This is a genomic window from Pedobacter sp. 22163, from assembly GCF_052045595.1.
Lineage (GTDB): Bacteria > Bacteroidota > Bacteroidia > Sphingobacteriales > Sphingobacteriaceae > Pedobacter.
Map to the genome: position 1 here is coordinate 436,126 of NZ_JBQEPM010000003.1, position 18,680 is coordinate 454,805.

At 36.8% G+C, this 18,680-nt stretch carries 16 protein-coding genes; 15 read left to right on the plus strand and 1 reads right to left on the minus strand.

Annotated elements, in window-relative coordinates; genetic code table 11:
* Positions 1-112: 112 nt before the first annotated feature.
* Together ACTJKN_RS10220 and ACTJKN_RS10225 are read left to right on the plus strand one after the other, a co-directional pair.
* Complete coding sequence (locus ACTJKN_RS10220) at positions 113-877, plus strand: DeoR/GlpR family DNA-binding transcription regulator (RefSeq protein WP_108198946.1); 765 nt, start codon at positions 113-115, stop codon at positions 875-877.
* Between the two features lie 44 nt (positions 878-921).
* Positions 922-1,311 (plus strand): response regulator transcription factor, encoded by a 390-nt coding sequence (locus ACTJKN_RS10225; RefSeq protein WP_215127449.1) that lies wholly within the window; start codon positions 922-924, stop codon positions 1,309-1,311.
* 65 nt (positions 1,312-1,376) lie between these two features.
* Here ACTJKN_RS10225 and ACTJKN_RS10230 read toward each other — a convergent pair whose 3' ends face one another.
* Entirely contained in the window at positions 1,377-2,054 is a 678-nt protein-coding gene (locus tag ACTJKN_RS10230; protein ID WP_440824646.1) for an acetyltransferase, read from the minus strand.
* A gap of 718 nt (positions 2,055-2,772) precedes the next feature.
* Here ACTJKN_RS10230 and ACTJKN_RS10235 point away from each other — a divergent pair.
* The 13 genes from ACTJKN_RS10235 to asnB all read left to right on the plus strand — a co-directional run bounded on the left by ACTJKN_RS10235 (position 2,773) and on the right by asnB (position 18,676).
* Positions 2,773-3,531 carry a polysaccharide biosynthesis/export family protein gene (locus ACTJKN_RS10235; RefSeq protein WP_440824647.1) on the plus strand — a complete coding sequence of 253 codons (759 nt, stop codon included), beginning with the start codon at positions 2,773-2,775 and terminating at the stop codon, positions 3,529-3,531.
* A 22-nt stretch (positions 3,532-3,553) separates the two neighbouring features.
* Positions 3,554-5,842, plus strand: coding sequence for a GumC family protein (locus ACTJKN_RS10240; protein ID WP_440824649.1), 2,289 nt, complete (start codon positions 3,554-3,556; stop codon positions 5,840-5,842).
* Positions 5,843-6,174: 332 nt separating this feature from the next.
* Entirely contained in the window at positions 6,175-6,723 is a 549-nt protein-coding gene (locus ACTJKN_RS10245; protein WP_440824651.1) for a UpxY family transcription antiterminator, read from the plus strand.
* Positions 6,716-8,014 (plus strand): nucleotide sugar dehydrogenase, encoded by a 1,299-nt coding sequence (locus ACTJKN_RS10250; RefSeq protein ID WP_440824652.1) that lies wholly within the window; start codon positions 6,716-6,718, stop codon positions 8,012-8,014. The genes ACTJKN_RS10245 and ACTJKN_RS10250 overlap by 8 nt, the downstream gene beginning before the upstream one ends.
* A gap of 4 nt (positions 8,015-8,018) precedes the next feature.
* Positions 8,019-9,461: a lipopolysaccharide biosynthesis protein gene (locus ACTJKN_RS10255; protein ID WP_440824654.1), complete on the plus strand. Its 1,443-nt coding sequence runs from the start codon at positions 8,019-8,021 to the stop codon at positions 9,459-9,461.
* Positions 9,458-10,615 carry a DegT/DnrJ/EryC1/StrS family aminotransferase gene (locus tag ACTJKN_RS10260; protein ID WP_440824656.1) on the plus strand — a complete coding sequence of 386 codons (1,158 nt, stop codon included), beginning with the start codon at positions 9,458-9,460 and terminating at the stop codon, positions 10,613-10,615. The genes ACTJKN_RS10255 and ACTJKN_RS10260 overlap by 4 nt, the downstream gene beginning before the upstream one ends.
* 14 nt (positions 10,616-10,629) lie before the next feature.
* Entirely contained in the window at positions 10,630-11,499 is an 870-nt protein-coding gene (locus tag ACTJKN_RS10265; RefSeq protein WP_440824658.1) for a glycosyltransferase, read from the plus strand.
* Between the two features lie 6 nt (positions 11,500-11,505).
* Entirely contained in the window at positions 11,506-12,600 is a 1,095-nt protein-coding gene (locus ACTJKN_RS10270; RefSeq protein WP_440824660.1) for a glycosyltransferase family 4 protein, read from the plus strand.
* Between the two features lie 11 nt (positions 12,601-12,611).
* A complete protein-coding gene (locus ACTJKN_RS10275) occupies positions 12,612-13,814 on the plus strand; it encodes a hypothetical protein (RefSeq protein ID WP_440824662.1) in 1,203 nt (400 codons plus the stop codon).
* A 19-nt stretch (positions 13,815-13,833) separates the two neighbouring features.
* The gene (locus tag ACTJKN_RS10280; RefSeq protein ID WP_440824664.1) at positions 13,834-15,108 is read left to right on the plus strand and encodes a DegT/DnrJ/EryC1/StrS family aminotransferase; all 1,275 of its coding nucleotides are present in this window, start codon (positions 13,834-13,836) and stop codon (positions 15,106-15,108) included.
* Complete coding sequence (locus ACTJKN_RS10285) at positions 15,105-15,707, plus strand: sugar transferase (RefSeq protein WP_440824666.1); 603 nt, start codon at positions 15,105-15,107, stop codon at positions 15,705-15,707. Before ACTJKN_RS10280 ends, ACTJKN_RS10285 begins: the two co-directional genes overlap by 4 nt.
* A 6-nt stretch (positions 15,708-15,713) precedes the next feature.
* The gene (locus ACTJKN_RS10290) at positions 15,714-16,814 is read left to right on the plus strand and encodes a glycosyltransferase (protein WP_440824668.1); all 1,101 of its coding nucleotides are present in this window, start codon (positions 15,714-15,716) and stop codon (positions 16,812-16,814) included.
* A gap of 20 nt (positions 16,815-16,834) precedes the next feature.
* Positions 16,835-18,676 carry an asparagine synthase (glutamine-hydrolyzing) gene (gene asnB / locus ACTJKN_RS10295; RefSeq protein WP_440824670.1) on the plus strand — a complete coding sequence of 614 codons (1,842 nt, stop codon included), beginning with the start codon at positions 16,835-16,837 and terminating at the stop codon, positions 18,674-18,676.
* Positions 18,677-18,680: the final 4 nt, after the last annotated feature.

The following is an 18,680-nucleotide window of genomic DNA, read 5'->3' on the forward strand; positions in this document are numbered from 1 at the left end:
AATCATAATCGAAATAATATAATATGTGTGTTAAAAATTTATTAAATATTTGTGCAAAATATTTTAAAGAATGTTTTTATTGCTAATTTGCAGCACGCTAATTAAATATACTATGATGAATTTGGCTGAGAGGCACCAGTTTATATTAAGTCGCCTGCAACGTGATCAATACATAAATGTAGTCGATTTATGTAAGGAGTTGAAAGTTTCGTCTGTAACAATAAGAAAGGACTTAAAACTACTTGAAGATAAGAGCCTGTTGTTTAGGACTCATGGTGGGGCTACAGTAAATAATCCATACACGGTAGACCGCCCGGTTAATGAGAAAGAGAAAATACAATCTACAGAAAAGAACAAAATAGGTATTGCTGCTGCAGCATTGCTAAATGACAATGATTCTATCGTTATTGCATCGGGAACTACAGTGCTTTATTTTGCCAAGAATATTGCGCCAGCAACAAACTTAACCGTTGTAACTTCTGCATTAAATGTAGCGCTCGAATTAATGCGCGAACCTAGTATTGAAGTAATACAATTAGGTGGATTGCTTAGGAAAAGTTCTTCATCGGTAATGGGTGCTTATGCAGAACAGGTTTTGCAGGATTTTTATTTTAATAAACTATTTTTAGGTGTTGATGGGATTGATCTTGATTTTGGATTAACCACTACTAACGCCATGGAAGCACATTTAAACCGCAAAATGATCGGTGCATCACAAAAAACGATTGTACTTGCAGATTCTACTAAATTTGGGAAAAGAGGCTTCGGTAAGATATGTGGATTAGAAGAAATTGATCATATTATTACCGATAAAGGAATTTCTGAACAAATTGTTAAACATTTAGAGAGTTTGGGTGTTACTGTTACTATCGTATAGCGCATTCCACGCGAACGGTATAATCCAAACATTATAATTTGAACATGGAAAGAAAACGAATACACATTTTAGAGGATGATCAGGAGATCAGAAACGTTATTGAAATTCTATTAAAAGATGAGGGTTTCGAATTACAGCTTTCATCATCATTTGCTGAGTTAAAGAAAAATATCCAGGATGCGATGCCTGATCTTTTTTTACTTGATGTAATGTTACCAGATGGAAACGGAGCAGAAATTTGTGAAGATTTAAAGACTGATATTTTTACTAAACACATCCCAATTATCGTAATGTCTGCACAGAATAATAGCGAACAGAAAGCTATTGATGCATTTGCTGATGATTATATCAGTAAACCTTTTGATATTTATGATGTTTTGGAGCGTATTAATGCACAGCTGAAGCGAAGCGCTGAAAATAAAACGAAAGTTTAATTAAAAATTAAGCGTAATAAAAAAGGGAAACATTAACGTTTCCCTTTTTTTATGGATAGGTTTTATTAGCTCTGTTTTACATCTTGTGCTTTGTTGAACATCACAAAACGTTTAGAATCGCCAACGCGTTGAGCTACTGTTGCATTTGAAACAATGGCGTAATCTTCAGTATTCTTGTTTATAAAAACGCCTGCGCCAATAATATTATGAGTACCAATGGTTATATCTTCTTTTACCGCAGAATTGATTCCTAAAAAAGAGTTGCGACCAATAGTTACATTTCCCGCCAGGATATTGCCCGATAATAAAACATTGTTTTCTATCGTAGAGTGATGACCTATCCGCGCGCCGATAAGCATGCAATTATTGCCAATGCTTACAAAAGGCTGTATGTCGCAGCACTGGTCAATAAAAGTATTGTGTCCAAATACCAAATCAGGCCACACGTTGGCTTTCGATGAAATATAATTTGCAAAACTATAACCAGATTCGCTTACCCTTTGGTACACACTTTCCCTGGCACTGTTTCTACCAATGGCAATATGCATTTTATGGCTTTCTGGAGGAAAATCTTTAATCACCTGGGTGAGACTTAAAATGGGTAATCCTAATAGCATACTTCCTGCAGGAGGTACATACGTATCATCAACACAAAAGGCAACAACATTATAGTCGCTGTCATTCATAAAGGAGTAACAGATAAACTCGGCCATTTTTCCAGTTCCATAAATAATAACTTTCATATTTAATTCTTGTTTTTAGGTTTCTAACGAATTTATGCATAAAACAGGCTTCTAAACCTTTTTAAAGCATACTGTACATATTTTGCTAATTCCTGTTTACAGCTTCACAGTTGCGCATTTTTTTACTTTTTGCGCTGTTTTAAAGAGATATTGCATTTATATGTTAATCGTTTTATCTGATTTGATCGCCAAGAACATACCATTATTAAGGAAAGCCCGATCGTGTTAAGCAGAATGTATTTTTAGATAATTAGAAATGTGTTGTAAAACAGCTTGCACAGAATATGCGAAGTATGGCTTGATCATGGGTTGGCTAGGAAAAAATAATCAGCTGAGCAGTGAATCCAACCTCGGTAATCGGCTGCTTTTCTTTAAAATTTTATAAAAATCATTTTATACCCCTGATAAATTGTAGTATTAAATAGCTTTTTTAAATGTTAAAACATTTTCTGATGTTTTTTGAGTTTTACTGATTAAGATTTTACCAAAAAACAGGCTTTTATGAGTAAAAATACTAGCAAAATATTATACAAGTTACGCGTTGTAAAATTCACAAATGATGTGCAATTTATGAGCACTGTATTTAAAATACTGTGCATGCTGGTCATATTTTATACAATTTAAATACAACCCCAACCTGCCTATAAAACATTGACACTTAATTGCATAGCTTAGTTCTCAATAAATCAAAACAAAAAAACTAAACATTACTTAAGCTATGAAGAAAGTAATATTATTTATCGCAATATATACAAGCATTATCACCGGATGCGCTCCCAGAAGAGATCTTGTATACTTTAGTAACCTGGCTAAACAAACCAGCGAAATCAAGCTTCAAGGTCAGGAAGTTAAAATTCAGCAAAACGATCTTTTAAGCGTAAGCATAAATAGCTTAAATCAAGAGTCGAATGTTCTATTTGCTGTTAATACCAAAAATGCAGGCGCTGAAAACAATTATAAAGTAGAAGGTTACCGGGTAAGTAAAGACGGAATGATTAATCTGCCGGTTGTAGGCAACGTTCGCCTGGAAGGTTTAACCATTGAGCAGGCACAAGCTACCATATCGAAAGAATTGGATAAATATGTTAAAAAACCGGTAGTTGACGTTCAGTTGGTCAATTTTAAGGTAACAGTAATTGGCGAAGTAAACCGACCATCAACTTTTACAGTACAGGGAGATAATATTAACCTTTTAGAAGCATTAGGAATGGCGGGTGATATGACCGTTTATGGCAAAAGGGAAAATATTTTAGTGATCAGACAACAGGATGGTCAAAGAGTGATGAAAAGACTTAACCTGAACAATCAGGATGTGATGGATTCTCCATTCTTTTATCTAAAACAAAACGATGTAGTGTATGTAGAACCTGATAAATCGAAAGCGATTGAATACAGTCCCAATACACGCATTATGCCAGTGGTAATTGCTTCTATCTCAGCAGTTGCAGTATTAATCACAGCTGTTCTCCGCCGATAAACGTCTCTTAAAACATTAAATCATGCTTAAACAAAGTACAAATGGTGGCGCAAAAGATTTTGCAGAAACTATGACAAGATTCGCCAGGAACTGGCACTATTTCTTAATCAGTATCATTATTTCTATGGCCGCCGTATATGCTTTTCTATACGTTACCCCACCAAAATATAAAGTGAGCAGCACACTTTTAATCTCTGATGATAAAAATGGTGCTGCAATGTCTAATAGTACCGCTTTCAGTGATCTTAATATGTTTCAAACGGTTAAAACGGTTGATAATGAAATTGAGATATTGCGTTCGAGAGATCTGATTTTTAAAGTATTGAAAAAACTAAACCTAGAAACGGCTTACTTTAAAAAAGAGGGGATTAGAGAAAAAGAGCTTTATGGCAAAACATCGCCGCTCGTAGTTACCGCTATCAGTTTAAAAAATGGTGCTTACGGAAGAAAAATTAACGTTTCTTATCTGGATGAAATCTCTTACATCATTCAGGATAGCCTAAAAACAAATATTGTAAAGTATGGCGATACCATTAATACTAAAAGCTATGCAATTAAAATAGATAAGGGACCAGCATATAAAACCGAATTTGGTAAAATTAGACTTCAGTTTAAAAACCTGTATAAAATGACCGAGGCTTATAACCTGGTTTCATTAAAAATAGTTCCGGTTGTTAAAGATGCCAATACCATTACCATTAGCTTGAACGATGTGGTTCCGCAACGGGGAATCGATATTCTTAACGATCTGATCGAAACTTATAACATCAACAACGTTAATAATAAAAATACTATTGCCCGTAATACCATTAAATTTATAGATAACCGCCTAAAATACCTGGTTGCAGATCTTACAGGTACTGAAGAGGATGTAGAAAACTACAAACAACAAAACCGTGTTACCGATGTTAATATGGATGCACAGATGAATGCCGCACGCTCAGGAGAATACAATCAGTTACTGGAAACATCGTCGGTGCAACTGAGGTTATTGCGGTCTATTGAAAATTATTTCAGAGGCAAACAAAGTCAATATAACCTGGCTCCAAGTGCAATGGGCTTAAAAGACCCGATTTTGAATTCATTGATTTCAAAATTTAACGATCTTCAATTGGAAAGAAATAGGATGTTACGTACCGCTAATGCAGAAAATCCTTTGGTACTAAACCTCAATGAACAGATCGCAACCTTAAAAACCAATATCTTAGAAAACTTATCTAGTATTAAACAGGGTTTCGTTATTGAAAGAAACAACCTGAGCGCCAACTACTCTCAATTCGATAATAAAATTAAATCAGTGCCTACTATAGAACGCGGTTTATTAGAAAGAAGCCGTGAACAAAGCGTAAAATCGGGTTTATATAAATATTTGCTGCAAAAAAGAGAGGAAACTGCTTTATCGCTTTCTGCAACCGTTCCTACTTCGCAGGTGGTAGATAAACCGGCTTACAACACTATTCCTAATAGTCCTAAACAACCACTTTTATATCTATGTGGGTTCATTTTTGGTTTTTTTGTTCCAGCTGGAGTAATTTACGCCAAAGGATTTTTCAACAACAAGGTACAGGATGCCAGTACTATTGAGTTAACCGGTGCCAAAATGCTTGGCGAACTTTCTCATAACCTGGATAAAAGCACTATCGTTTTTCAAAAAGACAACCGTTCTACTATATCTGAGTTGTTTAGGTACATCAGAATGAATTTAGGACTGATGTCTAACAGTATCGAGAATAAGGTAATGTTGGTTACCTCGAGTATGAAAGGAGAGGGTAAAACATTCTTTAGCGTAAACCTGGCTACTACATTAGGTATGCTTGATAAAAAAGTTGTTGTACTGGAGTTCGATCTGAGAAAACCTGACCTCTTGAATAAAGTTGGTTTAAAGCAAACTAATGGGTTAACCGATTATTTAATCGGTGAGTCTGGGTTAGATGATATTATTAAACCTACCAGTGTCTCAGATAATATCTGGGTTATTGGATGTGGTCAATCGCCTCAAAATCCTGCAGAAGTAATGATGAGCCCTAAAATGGATCTATTGTTTGATGAACTGAAAGAGAGGTTCGATTACATCATTATCGATACTTCGCCGGTTGGCCAGGTGGCTGATGCCTTTAGCTTAGCAGAATATGCCGATGTAAGCATTTACCTGGTGCGGTATAATTACACCAATAAATACCAGCTCGCCATATTGAAAGATATTTGCGAAAACAATAAGCTTAAAAATCCGATGGTTGTTTTTAACGATGCCAAAAGGGAGAAAAGCCAGAAATATAGCTACGGTGGCTACGGTTATGCCATGGCAAACTAAAGCTAACTTGTTTTAAAAGAGAATACCTTACCCCTTACCAAATAAACGTCCCCAAACGATTTAATTGTTTACAAACAATAAGGCCGAGATGCTTAAACTGCGCATCGATTAAGGCATTAGCAGCTTGCAAACAACTCTTAATTAGATTGCCCATTTGCCCAAAAAGCAAAATAAGATTTAAAAATAAAATTGTCATGTAAGTGATATAGCGAAGCTGTATCCGGCCCACAGAATAAAGCCTTTTAGCTAAAAAACAGATACCTGTCATGTAAGTGATATAGCGAAGCTGTATCAAATTACCTAAAAAATAAAACTATAACCTCATCAAAAAAATGGAATCTAGAATTAACATCAAGCCCTCGTTCGCAAAAAAATGGTTTGTGATCTATACCCGCCCGCGTTGGGAGAAAAAAGTTGACCGTTTGCTGCAAGAGCAAGGTTTCGAATCTTTTTGCCCTGTACGTCATGTAGAAAATCAATGGGCCGATAGAAAGAAAATAGTTAGTCTTCCACTTTTTACCGGATATGTATTTGTGAAAATTGATGAGCGTGAAGGTTACAAAATCAGATACACCCTCGGCGTTTTAAACTTTATTAATTACATGGGTAAGCCTGCAGTGGTTCGGGATAGTGAGATTGAAAAGTTGAAACACATTATAGATACCTACAATGATGTAGATGTAGTGAGTTTAACCGGTGTTTCGAAAGGAGACCGTGTTCGGATCAGTAATGGTCTCTTCCATAACCAGGAAGGAGAGGTGATCCAGATCCAAGGCAAGCATGTTTTAATGTCGTTCGATCATTTAGATTGTGCCTTAGTTACCAGAGTGCCAATAAGCAATTTAACATTAACCGTAAATACGCAACAACATTATGTATAACGATGAAGATAATCTAAAGATGACGGTAATTGGCCTTGGCTATGTTGGCTTGCCGTTGGCAGTAGAATTTGCAAAAAAATACAAGGTATTTGGCTTTGATATTAACCAGAGCAGGATAGCAGAATTAAAAGCCGGTTACGATAATACACTAGAAGTTAATGAATCTGAATTGAATGAGGTTTTAACCTTCGAATGCACAACTTTAAAAGGCTTGTACTGTACCAATGAAATCGAAAAATTACGCAGCTCGTCGGTTTACATTGTTACAGTACCAACGCCTGTTGATAAAAACAACAGGCCAGATTTAACACCTTTAATTAAAGCGAGTGCAGTTGTGGCCAAGGTTTTAAAGAAAGGAGATATAGTGGTTTACGAATCAACTGTATATCCTGGTGTAACTGAAGACGAATGTGTACCCGTTTTAGAAAAAGGATCTGGTTTGGTTTTCAATAAAGATTTTTTTGCCGGTTATTCTCCGGAGCGTATTAATCCTGGAGATAAACAACATACCGTTGCCAATATCTTAAAAATCACATCTGGTTCTACTCCCGAAGCTGCAGAAAAAATAGATGCGCTGTATCGTTCGGTAATTACTGCCGGAACTTATAAAGCTTCGTCTATTAAAGTAGCAGAAGCAGCAAAAGTGATTGAAAACGCCCAGCGCGATATCAATATTGCTTTTGTAAATGAACTGGCCATGATCTTTAACCAGATCGGTATCGATACTTCTGAGGTTTTAGCAGCAGCCGGAACCAAATGGAATTTCCTGAATTTTAAACCGGGCTTAGTTGGTGGGCATTGTATTGGTGTAGATCCTTATTATTTGGCTCAAAAAGCACAGGAAGCTGGCTATCACCCTGAAATTATTTTGGCCGGACGACGTGTAAACGACGGAATGGGTAAATATGTGGCTGATCAGATTATCAAAAAAATGATCGCTAAAAACATCCATATTGTAGGAGCAGAAGTGCTGGTGTTGGGTTTTACCTTTAAAGAAAACTGTCCAGATGTACGCAATACTAAAGTAATTGATATCGTAAGACGGTTGGAAGAATACAAAGTTAAAGTAACCATTCACGATCCCTGGGCAAATGCCGATCAGGCCAAGCATAACTATGGCATTATCTGCGAAAATGGTTCATCAAAAACCAGAAAGTACGATGGGATTGTACTGGCAGTAGCGCACGAGGCTTTTAATAATTTAAATATCACAGCCTTGCGTAAACCAGAATGCGTGGTGTACGATATAAAAGCCGTATTGCCACAATCAATAGAAACGGTTCGACTGTAAGATCATGAGTTTAACATATAAAGCGCGATCGGGCATTATATGGTCGATTGGGCAGCAGTTAAGTGTTAAATTCATAAACCTGTTCGTTACCGTCATATTGGCCCGCTTATTAAGTCCTGCAGAATTCGGCTTAATCGCAATGCTCTCTATTTTTATAGCTGTTGGTAATTCGTTAATGGATAGTGGCTTAACATCGTCACTCATCCGGACAAGAACTGCGGGGCAAAAGGATTTTTCTACCATATTTTTTTTTAACCTGCTCGGAAGCATCATTGTATATGGTGTTTTGTTCTTTGCAGCACCGCTCATTGCTGATTTTTACAGGCAGCCCCAGCTTACCAATATTGTTAGGGTTTATGGATTAACCTTCTTAATCAATGCCTTTTTTAGTATTCAGAGTACTTTATTAACTAAGGAAATGAAATTTAAACTGCAAACGGTAATTCAAATACCTGCAGTAATACTCGGCGGTTGTTTAGGTATTTACCTGGCAAAAAACGGTTATGGAACCTGGAGTCTGGTTTGGATGAGTTTGCTGAGTGCGAGTGTTTCTACCATCTTACATTGGTTTTACTCAGATTGGCGGCCACGATTGATTTTTAATAAAAAAAGCTTTAGAAAGCACTTTCATTTTGGCTACAAGATGACGCTTTCTGGCCTGTTGGATACGATTTATCAAAATTTATATACCATTATTATAGGTCGCTTTTACGCGGCAGCCCAATTGGGCTTTTACGCCAGGGCAGATAGTTTAAGCCAGTTGCCCATTGGGATTATTTCTACGGCAATTGGTAAAGTAACCTATCCTATGTTTTCGAACATCAGCAATGATGATATAAAGCTTAAATTGGTTTACCGCAGGTTAATGCAGCAGGTGTTATTCTGGAATGCACCCATCCTGATTTTTTTAGCACTTATTGCACAACCTTTAATCTCCTTGCTTTTAACCGATAAATGGCTTCCTTCTGTACCTTATTTTCAGATTTTATGTATTGCGGGTATTCTATATCCGGTACACGCATATAACCTGAATATTTTAAAAGTTAAAGGTCACAGCGGGCAGTTCTTGAAATTAGAAATTATTAAAAAAGTGCTAAGTGTAATAGGAATTATCTGTGTTATTCCATTTGGCATTATGGGGCTTCTATATTTTCAGCTCTTCTTTACTGTTTTTGCCTATTATATCAATTCGACATATAGTGGGAAATTAATCAATTACCCAATTAAAGAACAGCTTCATGATATAGTGCCTATTTTAATGCTGTCTAGTTTGTTAGGTGTAGCTTGTTATTACCTCGATACCTGGTGTTTAACACATTATCACATCAACAATATTTTGCGCATAGCTGGCATTAGCATCATCTATGGCAGTTTTTACCTCGGCATAAGTAGCAGCATCAAACTCGCTGCACTCCTTGATTTTAAACAATTAATCCTCAAACAATGATACCTGTAACCAAACCCTTTTTGCCTAAACAGGCAGATTTTAAAAGCTATGTAAGTAGCATTTGGGCCAGACAGTGGCTCACTAATAATGGTCCTTTGGTAAATGAATTGGAGTTGAAGTTGCAACAATACTTAGAACTACCTCATTTATTATACGTAACCAATGGTACTATCGCATTACAACTGGCCATACAGGCATTAGAAGTAAAAGGCGAAATTATTACCACACCATTTTCTTTCGTGGCTACCACCAGCAGTATCGTTTGGCAAGGTTGCAAACCTGTTTTTGTTGATATAGATGAACATACGCTGAACATAGATCCCAATAAAATTGAAGCGGCCATTACGCCTAATACTTCAGCTATTTTGGCCACACACGTTTTTGGAAATCCTTGTGATATTGAAGCGATAGACCGCATTGCAAAAAAACATGGACTAAAGGTAATTTATGATGCCGCCCATTGTTTTGGCACAAAATATAAAGGTAAATCGATCTTCGCTTATGGCGATGTAAGCACAACCAGCTTCCATGCAACTAAACTGTTTCATACCATTGAAGGTGGGGCTGTTTTTACTCAAAATCCTGATACTTTAAAGAGAATGGCGCTGATGCGTAATTTCGGTTATAGTGGGGTAGATACCTTTTCAGAGATCGGAACCAATGCTAAAAACTCCGAATTTCATGCTGCAATGGGGCTTTGTAACCTAAAACATATCGATCAGATCTTAAGTAAACGCAAAGAGCTATCACAGCACTACGAAATGCGCCTGAATAAAATTGAAGCGCAGTTTCAGGTTATTCAAGCTGATACGGAATTTAATTACGCATACTATCCCGTAATATTCCGATCCGAAGAAGTTATGCTCGAATGTATGAAACAGTTAGAACTGGTTCAGGTGTATTGTAGGCGATACTTTTACCCATCGTTATCGGCCTTGCCATACCTTGCGAAGGTAAATATGCCGATCTGTGATTCTATTTCTAAACGCATTATGTGTTTGCCACTTTACCATACTTTAACCAGTGCCGATCAGGATTTAGTAGTCAGGATTATTTTGAGGACCCAGAATTACCGCAAAAAACAAGTGCTTAAACTTGCCGATTATAGCACATTGGTTAATGGCAGTATAGGCATGGTGGTTAATGGTAATTAATAGCAGCTTCTATTATGAAACAAGATGATACAGGTATAATGGTTAGCATTTTTTGCATCACTTATAACCACAGTAAATTTATTGCGAAAGCGCTGGATGGTTTTCTGATGCAGAAATGCAGTTTTAATACAGAAATTATTATTGGCGACGATTGCTCTACCGATGGAACCACGGAAATTATTGATGAATATGTTGCCAAACATCCTGATAAAATTAAGCGTTTAAAAGCGCCAAAGAATATCGGTGCTACCCAAAATGTAATTCGGGTTGCGCTAGAAACTAAAGGTAAGTATGTAGCCACATGCGATGGTGATGACTATTGGTTAGACCCATATAAGCTGCAAAAACAGGTAGATTTTTTGGAAAATAATCCAGAATATGTGATGTGCTGCCATTATACACGCGAAATAAATTTCGATGATACTGAGCTGTTTTACATGGATTTTAACCCTGTTCCTTTGCAGTATAGCTTTAGCGACCTGATTGTAAACAGGCAGGTAGAAACCTGTACCGCAACAATCGTTTACCGTAATATTGAAGCCATTAAAAATCTTTATAAAAACGATTGGTTTTTAAAGTGCAATGCCTGCGATAAACTGTTGAAACTCTATTGTACCTGGGTAACGGGAAAAAAAATATATGTTTTACCCGAAGTAATGAGTTGTTACAGGCGTCACCCAGGGGGTATTTGGAGTCCGGTTGCTTATATTCCGTTAAAGAATATGCAACTGAGCGATTTCTATATCATCATTAAAATTTTCACCTATACCGGTTTACAAAAAGTTAAACTTCTGAACTTCTACCTCAGAAAATACTTCCTTTTCGAAGTGAAATATAAAACCTTTGGAAACGCTTTCCAGACTATTAAAACCATTGTAAATTAATTCGTAATGACTACTAAATTATGCTTCGTAATCAACAGTTTAGAAGGTGGTGGAGCTGAAAGGGTAATTAGTAATCTGGCTAATCACTTTAGCGATAAAAATTGCTGTGTTACAATGATTTGCCTTAATACAGCTCAAGTTAGATATCAGATCAATAAACAGGTTAAAATTGTAAATCTTGTAGAAAGAAAAGAAAGTCAAAATCTCTTAAACAGGATTAGATATGCTTGCTTAACTTTTTACAGATTACTTTCGCTATTAAAGAAAGAAAAACCAGACTGTACCATTTGTTTTATGACATCAGCAAACATTTGGGCAGGTTTATGTTGTATGATTTTAGGTTTGCCTTATCTGGTTTCCGAAAGAACGGCCCTGAACAGCACCATACAACAATACAACAAATTACTACAGTGGTTTATATTTCATATTTATAGAAAATCAAAAGCCATTGTGCTACCAGCTTTTGAGATGTTTAAAGGATTTAAAAGGATTAAGCAATTCGAAAAACTGAATAATTTTGAAACCATCCACAATCCGATCAATCAGTTTGTAAAACCCAATAAAGATACCGTAAACGATAAAGCATTTATACTTTCTGTTGGAAGATTAAGCCGTGAAAAAGGTTTCGATCTGCTTATTAATGCTTATAGCCATTTACAGGCACCCGATGTTGATCTTTTAATCTCTGGCGAAGGACCTGAAAGAGAAAAGCTCGAAAAGCAGATTTCGGATTTAAATTTAACAGGTAAAGTTAAATTGATCGGCTTTAAATCGAACCTGCAGGATTATTATGCGCAGGCAGAGGTTTTTGTGCTCTCATCCAGAAATGAAGGTTATCCGAATGTACTGGTGGAGGCCATGGGAATGGGCTGTGCCTGCGTAGCAATGGATTGTGAGTTTGGCCCTTCAGAAATTATCGAACATGGAATTAACGGACTTCTTGTTGCTAAAGAAAATATAGTGGAACTTTCATTGTCTATAGATAAGATACTTAATAACAGTGATTTAAAAAATGAATTTTCTGCAAAAGCAAAATCGATCAATAAGACAAATTCTATTGAACTCATTTCTGCCAACTGGGAGCAACTCATCATGTCATGATTAAAAAAATAATGTTTCTTTTTTTGTTGTTCGCCTACGTTTATGCAACAACATTCAACATCTTTATGACCGGTGTTTTCAGAATTCCGGCACCAATAGTTTTCCTGGTACCGTTGATCTATTTCTACCGTACAGAAGAAACAGGTTTTCTATATGGCAAAGAATTATTTATTTTCTTTATTGCCGCCCTGTTTTTTTATCTCATAGGTCAGGCAGATGTTACCGGTTTTTTTGCCTTATTAATTGTTGCTGCCTGCTTTGCCTTGTTGTTCAACTATGTTATCGGTACAAATTTAAAACGGATGAACATCGCAATAGGATTTTTCTTCGGTATATTGCTGCTTTCCGGAATTATCATGTTTATTGATCACCAGTACAATATGGCGGCTATCCGTTCGCTTTTGGTGCAGGACGACGTATTGCAGGCACCAGCAGGTATATCAACCACTATTTTTACTTTCGGCTATCAAATGGCTGCTTTAACACCATTTTTAGTTATTAATGCTATACTGTTTAAACGAAGCTGGCTAATTAACCTTCTCTTATTTGGGTTATCGCTCTCTCTTATTTTCTTTGGTATGCAAAGGTCGGTTTTGGTTGCTTTTGCGGTTGTAACCGGATTATTTTTTTTAAGCTATTATAAAGCCAAATCCATTTTAATATTCGGTGTGTTCTGCGCCATATTTTTTATTGCGCAAAGTTCAATTGAACAATTTTCCGAGGGGAAAAAGCAACAGAATATTTTAAATAAAAGTGCCGAAAATGCGAAAGGCAAAGAGGAGCGTGGCGATTTAATGGGAGAAAACATCCAGATTATAACCGAATATCCTTTTGGGTTATTGTTTTATGGAAAAACCTGGAACGATGTAGTGCAACACAACTTTGTTTACAAAAAAGGGCCTATCGTAATTACATCCCATAATGCCTATTTAATGTTTATTACTTATTTGGGGCCTTTGCTGGGTTTTATTTTACTCATTTTATTATATCGAAAAGTAGGGAAGATCATTTTTTATGCCTTTTTGCATATTAAAGATAGGAAAAATGCGCTCCTGGTCTGTTTAAGCTGTTCTTTTCTAGCCATATCCATCAACTCATTTTTTCATAACGAATGGCTTCTGGCAACGAGTGGCCCAACATTGTTCCTATACTTTGCCATTCTACAACTCTCCAAAATCAAAATGGAAGACACCATTTTAGTTGAATACAGTTAACACAATTAAATTGACGAATATGAATATCCCATTCTCTCCGCCTTTTATCGATCAATCTGTTATTGATCAGGTATTGGAAACACTTAACGATAAATGGATTACCACGGGGCCAAAAGTTAAAGCCCTTGAATATGAAATTAAGGCGATTACTGGAACTGATGAGGTGATCTGTGTAAACTCCTGGACATCGGGTGCTATTTTAATGTTAAAGTGGTTTGGTGTTAAAGCTGGCGACGAAGTAATTGTACCGGCATATACCTATAGTGCCACAGCATTAGCTGTGCTTCATTGCGGCGCAACTCCGGTTATGGTTGATGTGCTTGATGATTTTAATATCGATCCGGAAAAAGTTCAGGCAGCAATTACTTCAAAAACCAAAGCGATAATTGCAGTAGATATTGCCGGCTGGCCGTGTGATTATACTGCGCTAAAAGAATTGATTAATCGTATTGATGTTAAGAAGAGATTTAAATGTCAGTCAGATAAACAATCCCTGCTTAATAGGATATTACTGATTTCGGACGCTGCACATTCAATTGGCAGTTTATATTACGATAAACCAGCCGCACAGATGTGCGATGTAACGATATTCTCGTTTCATGCCGTTAAAAATATTACCACAGCAGAAGGAGGCGCGATCTGCTTAAATCTTCCAGCAGCATTTGATCCTCAGGAAGAATACAGCTATTTAAAAATGTACACACTAAACGGCCAGAACAAAGATGCGCTTTCTAAATCAAGAGGTGCCGGCTGGCGGTACGATATCCTGTTTCAGGGATTAAAGATTAATATGCCTGATATCTGCGCTGCAATTGGTTTAGCACAGGTCAGGAAATATAATCATGATCTGTTACCTCAGCGTAAAAAAATTGCGCAGCACTACTGTGATGGCTTTCAGCACGAAGATTGGTTTATTGCCCCGCCTTTAGTGAGTACGCAACGCGAATCCTGTTACCATCTTTTTCCATTGAGGGTTAAAGGTTTAACCGAGATACAGCGAGATCAGATCATCGATGACCTGGCATCTTTGGGGATTGCAAGCAATGTTCATTTTATCCCGATGCCAATGCTTACGCTCTTTAAAAACCTGGGTTATAAAATTGAAGATTATCCAATGGCCTACCAGAATTATGCCTGTGAGATTTCTCTCCCCATTTATCCGCAATTAACAGATACAGAAATAGAATTTATCATCACTTCGGTAATCAGCTGTGTACATATTCAATTAAATAGCCATTTAGAAATTGAAGAAGGTGGCTTTTCAGGACATAAACAAATGGCAGTAGCATCATGAAAATAAATAAGAAAAGAATATTCGATGTGGTTTTTGCAATCCTGTGTTTAGTGTTGTTCAGTCCGATTTTAATCTTGATAGCCATTCTAATCAAGCTCGACTCGAAAGGTCCTGTTATTTTTAAACAGATCAGGGTTGGACGTAACATGAAAGATTTTCATTTGGCAAAGTTTCGAACCATGTATGTAGCACAGAGCAACAATAGCTTACTCACCATCGGGAACAGAGATAACCGCATTACAAGGATAGGTTACTGGTTACGGAAATACAAGCTAGATGAATTGCCCCAATTATTGAATGTTTTAAAAGGGCAGATGAGTTTTGTTGGACCAAGACCAGAAGTTAGAAAATACGTGAATCTCTACAATGAAGAACAACGTTACGTTTTATCGGTTAAACCGGGTATTACTGATTGGGCATCGGTTGAGTTTTGCAATGAAAATGAGCTGCTAAAACATGCCGAAGATCCTGAAACTTATTACATCGAAAGGATTATCCCCGCAAAAATTAAACAGAACATGAGGTATATCAATCACAATAATATCCTAACCGATTTCAAAATTATTTGGTTAACGATTAATAGGATTGTCATCAATTAAAACAATATGTACGCTCTGCTAGAAACTATTAAAGAGGAAGTTAAGCTTAAAAGGAAAGTTTTCTTTGTGCTTAGCTCGTTAACTTCAGGCGGTTCAGAACGGGTGTTCTGGAACTTGGCCCAGGGATTTAACAAAGATAAGTTTGATGTAACCATTGTAATTTTAGATTCGACTGTGAATTGTTTCTCAATGGATCTGGAAGGTGTACATTTTATCGATTTAAAAACCAAAAAAGCATCTAAGTCTTTTTTTGCGCTTTATAACTTGTTAAAAAAAGAAGAACCTTATGCGGTTTTTTCCACTACTGATCACATCAATATTTTAGTCTCACTGGTTGGCCGGTTCTTAAAAATTCCGATGCTTATTGCAAGGGCTTCCAATATCCCGCACGAACAAAGGTTGTTTGAAGGATTTAAGTCGAGGTTTTACGAACTTTTTGCCAGTGCAAGTTATAGGGGTTACAAACAGATCGTTTGCCAATCAGAAGAAATGAAACAATCATTGATTGATACATATAATGTTAATCAAGAGCTGATCAGGGTAATTGCCAATCCGGTATTGAAAACCAATAAGTTAAAGGAATCGAAAACACCTGATAAAATTTATAAATTATTAGTTGTGGCCCGTTTTGCATTAGAAAAAGGCTTAGAGCGGCTGGTTGATATTATGGCGCATTTGCCCGAAAATTATCATCTCGATTTCGTGGGAACAGGAGTACTAAAAGATCAGATTAACACCAAAATTAAAAACCTTGGGCTCGACCACAGACTTAAAATTTTAGGAGAGATTAAAAACATCCACGAGGTAATGGTTCAGCACGATTTAATGGTGCTGAGTTCTTATACAGAAGGTTTTCCGAATGTGGTTTTAGAAGCGCTTACCGTAGGGCTACCAGTAGTAACCTTTAGAGTGAGCGGCATTCCAGGATTAATTATCGATGGCTTTAACGGTTTTGTCTTAGAGCAGGATGATTTGGCAGGCTTTAGGCGGCGAATTATCCAGGCCTGCACGCAAGGCCAATGGAACCCGGCTGAGATTAGAAGAAATGTATACCAGAAATGTGCGCTTGATAAAATTAGCGCACAGTATGAAGAATTAATCAGTTAACAATCTAAAATATTATCGTTATGTGTGGAATATACGGCACAACCATACCTTACTCAAACGGAACTATCCGTGAGAAAATGGCAAGAATCAGTTTTCGGGGACCAGATTATACAGGTATTCAACGTTACGATCAGGTTATTTTTGCACACAATAGATTGGCCATTATCGATCTGGATGCCCGCTCCAATCAACCGTTTTCATATATGCACCTCCATATTGTTTTTAATGGAGAGATATACAATTACAAAGATATTAGAAAAGATCTGGAACGGAAAAACTACCAGTTTAACACCAGCTCCGATACCGAAGTAATATGTGCAGCTTATTTGGAATATGGCGCTGATTGCTTAACCCGCTTTAACGGGATGTTTGCTTTTGTGATTTATGATACCCATAAAAACGAACTGATTGGAGCCAGAGACCGCTTTGGTAAAAAACCTTTTTATTATGCACATGATCATCTGTCGTTCGAATTTGCAAGTCAGCCCTCACAAATCAATATAGAGCGGAATCTAAGTGTTAACGAAGAAGCCATTAATCAATATTTAATTTGGGGTTACGTGCCAGAGCCTCAGTCTATTTATGCAGAGGTAAAACAATTGCCCGCTGCTAACTATTTTAAATATGACCTCAAATCCCATAAGCTTAAAATTTCGGAATACTGGACTTTAGATTATGGCTGGAAGAACAAGTTTGATGGTAGTTACGAAGAAGCTAAAGACGCTTTAGCGCTTATTTTGGCCGATGCGGTTAAAATAAGGATGAATGCTGATGTACCCTTGGGTGTGTTTTTATCAGGCGGTATAGATTCGTCACTAATTGCAGCTTTGGCCACAAAAGAAATCGACCACGTTAAAACATTTTCAATAAAATTTAATGAAAAAGGTTTCGATGAAAGTGCTTATGCCAATCAGGTTGCTAAACACTTAGGAACCGATCATTATACCATTGAGTGTAATTATAATGATGGCATTGACTTAATTGAAAACTTTAACCGTTTTTATGACGAGCCTTTTGCCGATTCGAGTGCTATACCTACCATGTTGCTCAGTAAAAATACCAGGAAACATGTAACCGTTGCCTTAAGTGGTGATGCTGGTGACGAAGCTTTTTTAGGTTACCATCGCTACAAATGGATTAAACAGGTGAACAGCCTGTTTTATGCGCCACATGGTGTTAGAAAAGCATTGGCAGGCTTAATTAGCCAATCGCCTAGCTACCGCCATAAATTAATTGCGATGGGCATTTCTATGGAAGATGTAGAGAAACTGTATGTAAAAATGTTTGGCAATATGGAAAATTCGTGGGTAAAACAACCCGATCTGGCTAAATATAACCCATTGATGCATATTTTAACCAATCCAGCTAAACCTTTGTTAGAACGCATTTCTGATTTTGATATTAAAACCTATTTAAACGGTGATATCAATACGAAAGTAGATCGTGCTTCAATGGCCTTTTCGCTGGAATCGCGTTCTCCTTTAATGGATTACAGAGTGATAGAGTTTTCTAGAAGCCTGCCCACTGCATTTAAATACACCAATGGAAACCAAAAACGGATATTAAAAGATTTATTGTTCGATCGCGTTCCTGCGCATATGTTCTATAGGCCAAAGGCTGGCTTTACCATGCCATTCCAGCATTGGTTCAGAAATGAATTAAAAGATTATGTAATGGATAATTTATCAGTCGATAATTTGAAAAACATCCCTGGCATTCATTTGAAAAGAACACAAGAAATTATCAATGAACATATGACCGGAAAGTGGAACAGGTATCCACAGATCTGGAAATTGCTGGTACTCTCTCAATGGTTAATTAAAAATAAATCAACTGCAAATAAAGTTTCATTAGTAGCATAATAAC

Bases quoted from the DNA above. Each gene is read 5' to 3' on its own strand.
- ACTJKN_RS10220 (WP_108198946.1), top strand. From the start codon at position 113: ATGATGAATTTGGCTGAGAGGCACCAGTTTATATTAAGTCGCCTGCAA.
- ACTJKN_RS10225 (WP_215127449.1), top strand. From the start codon at position 922: ATGGAAAGAAAACGAATACACATTTTAGAGGATGATCAGGAGATCAGA.
- ACTJKN_RS10230 (WP_440824646.1), bottom strand. From the start codon at position 2,054: ATGAAAGTTATTATTTATGGAACTGGAAAAATGGCCGAGTTTATCTGT.
- ACTJKN_RS10235 (WP_440824647.1), top strand. From the start codon at position 2,773: ATGAAGAAAGTAATATTATTTATCGCAATATATACAAGCATTATCACC.
- ACTJKN_RS10240 (WP_440824649.1), top strand. From the start codon at position 3,554: ATGCTTAAACAAAGTACAAATGGTGGCGCAAAAGATTTTGCAGAAACT.
- ACTJKN_RS10245 (WP_440824651.1), top strand. From the start codon at position 6,175: ATGGAATCTAGAATTAACATCAAGCCCTCGTTCGCAAAAAAATGGTTT.
- ACTJKN_RS10250 (WP_440824652.1), top strand. From the start codon at position 6,716: ATGTATAACGATGAAGATAATCTAAAGATGACGGTAATTGGCCTTGGC.
- ACTJKN_RS10255 (WP_440824654.1), top strand. From the start codon at position 8,019: ATGAGTTTAACATATAAAGCGCGATCGGGCATTATATGGTCGATTGGG.
- ACTJKN_RS10260 (WP_440824656.1), top strand. From the start codon at position 9,458: ATGATACCTGTAACCAAACCCTTTTTGCCTAAACAGGCAGATTTTAAA.
- ACTJKN_RS10265 (WP_440824658.1), top strand. From the start codon at position 10,630: ATGAAACAAGATGATACAGGTATAATGGTTAGCATTTTTTGCATCACT.
- ACTJKN_RS10270 (WP_440824660.1), top strand. From the start codon at position 11,506: ATGACTACTAAATTATGCTTCGTAATCAACAGTTTAGAAGGTGGTGGA.
- ACTJKN_RS10275 (WP_440824662.1), top strand. From the start codon at position 12,612: ATGTTTCTTTTTTTGTTGTTCGCCTACGTTTATGCAACAACATTCAAC.
- ACTJKN_RS10280 (WP_440824664.1), top strand. From the start codon at position 13,834: ATGAATATCCCATTCTCTCCGCCTTTTATCGATCAATCTGTTATTGAT.
- ACTJKN_RS10285 (WP_440824666.1), top strand. From the start codon at position 15,105: ATGAAAATAAATAAGAAAAGAATATTCGATGTGGTTTTTGCAATCCTG.
- ACTJKN_RS10290 (WP_440824668.1), top strand. From the start codon at position 15,714: ATGTACGCTCTGCTAGAAACTATTAAAGAGGAAGTTAAGCTTAAAAGG.
- asnB (WP_440824670.1), top strand. From the start codon at position 16,835: ATGTGTGGAATATACGGCACAACCATACCTTACTCAAACGGAACTATC.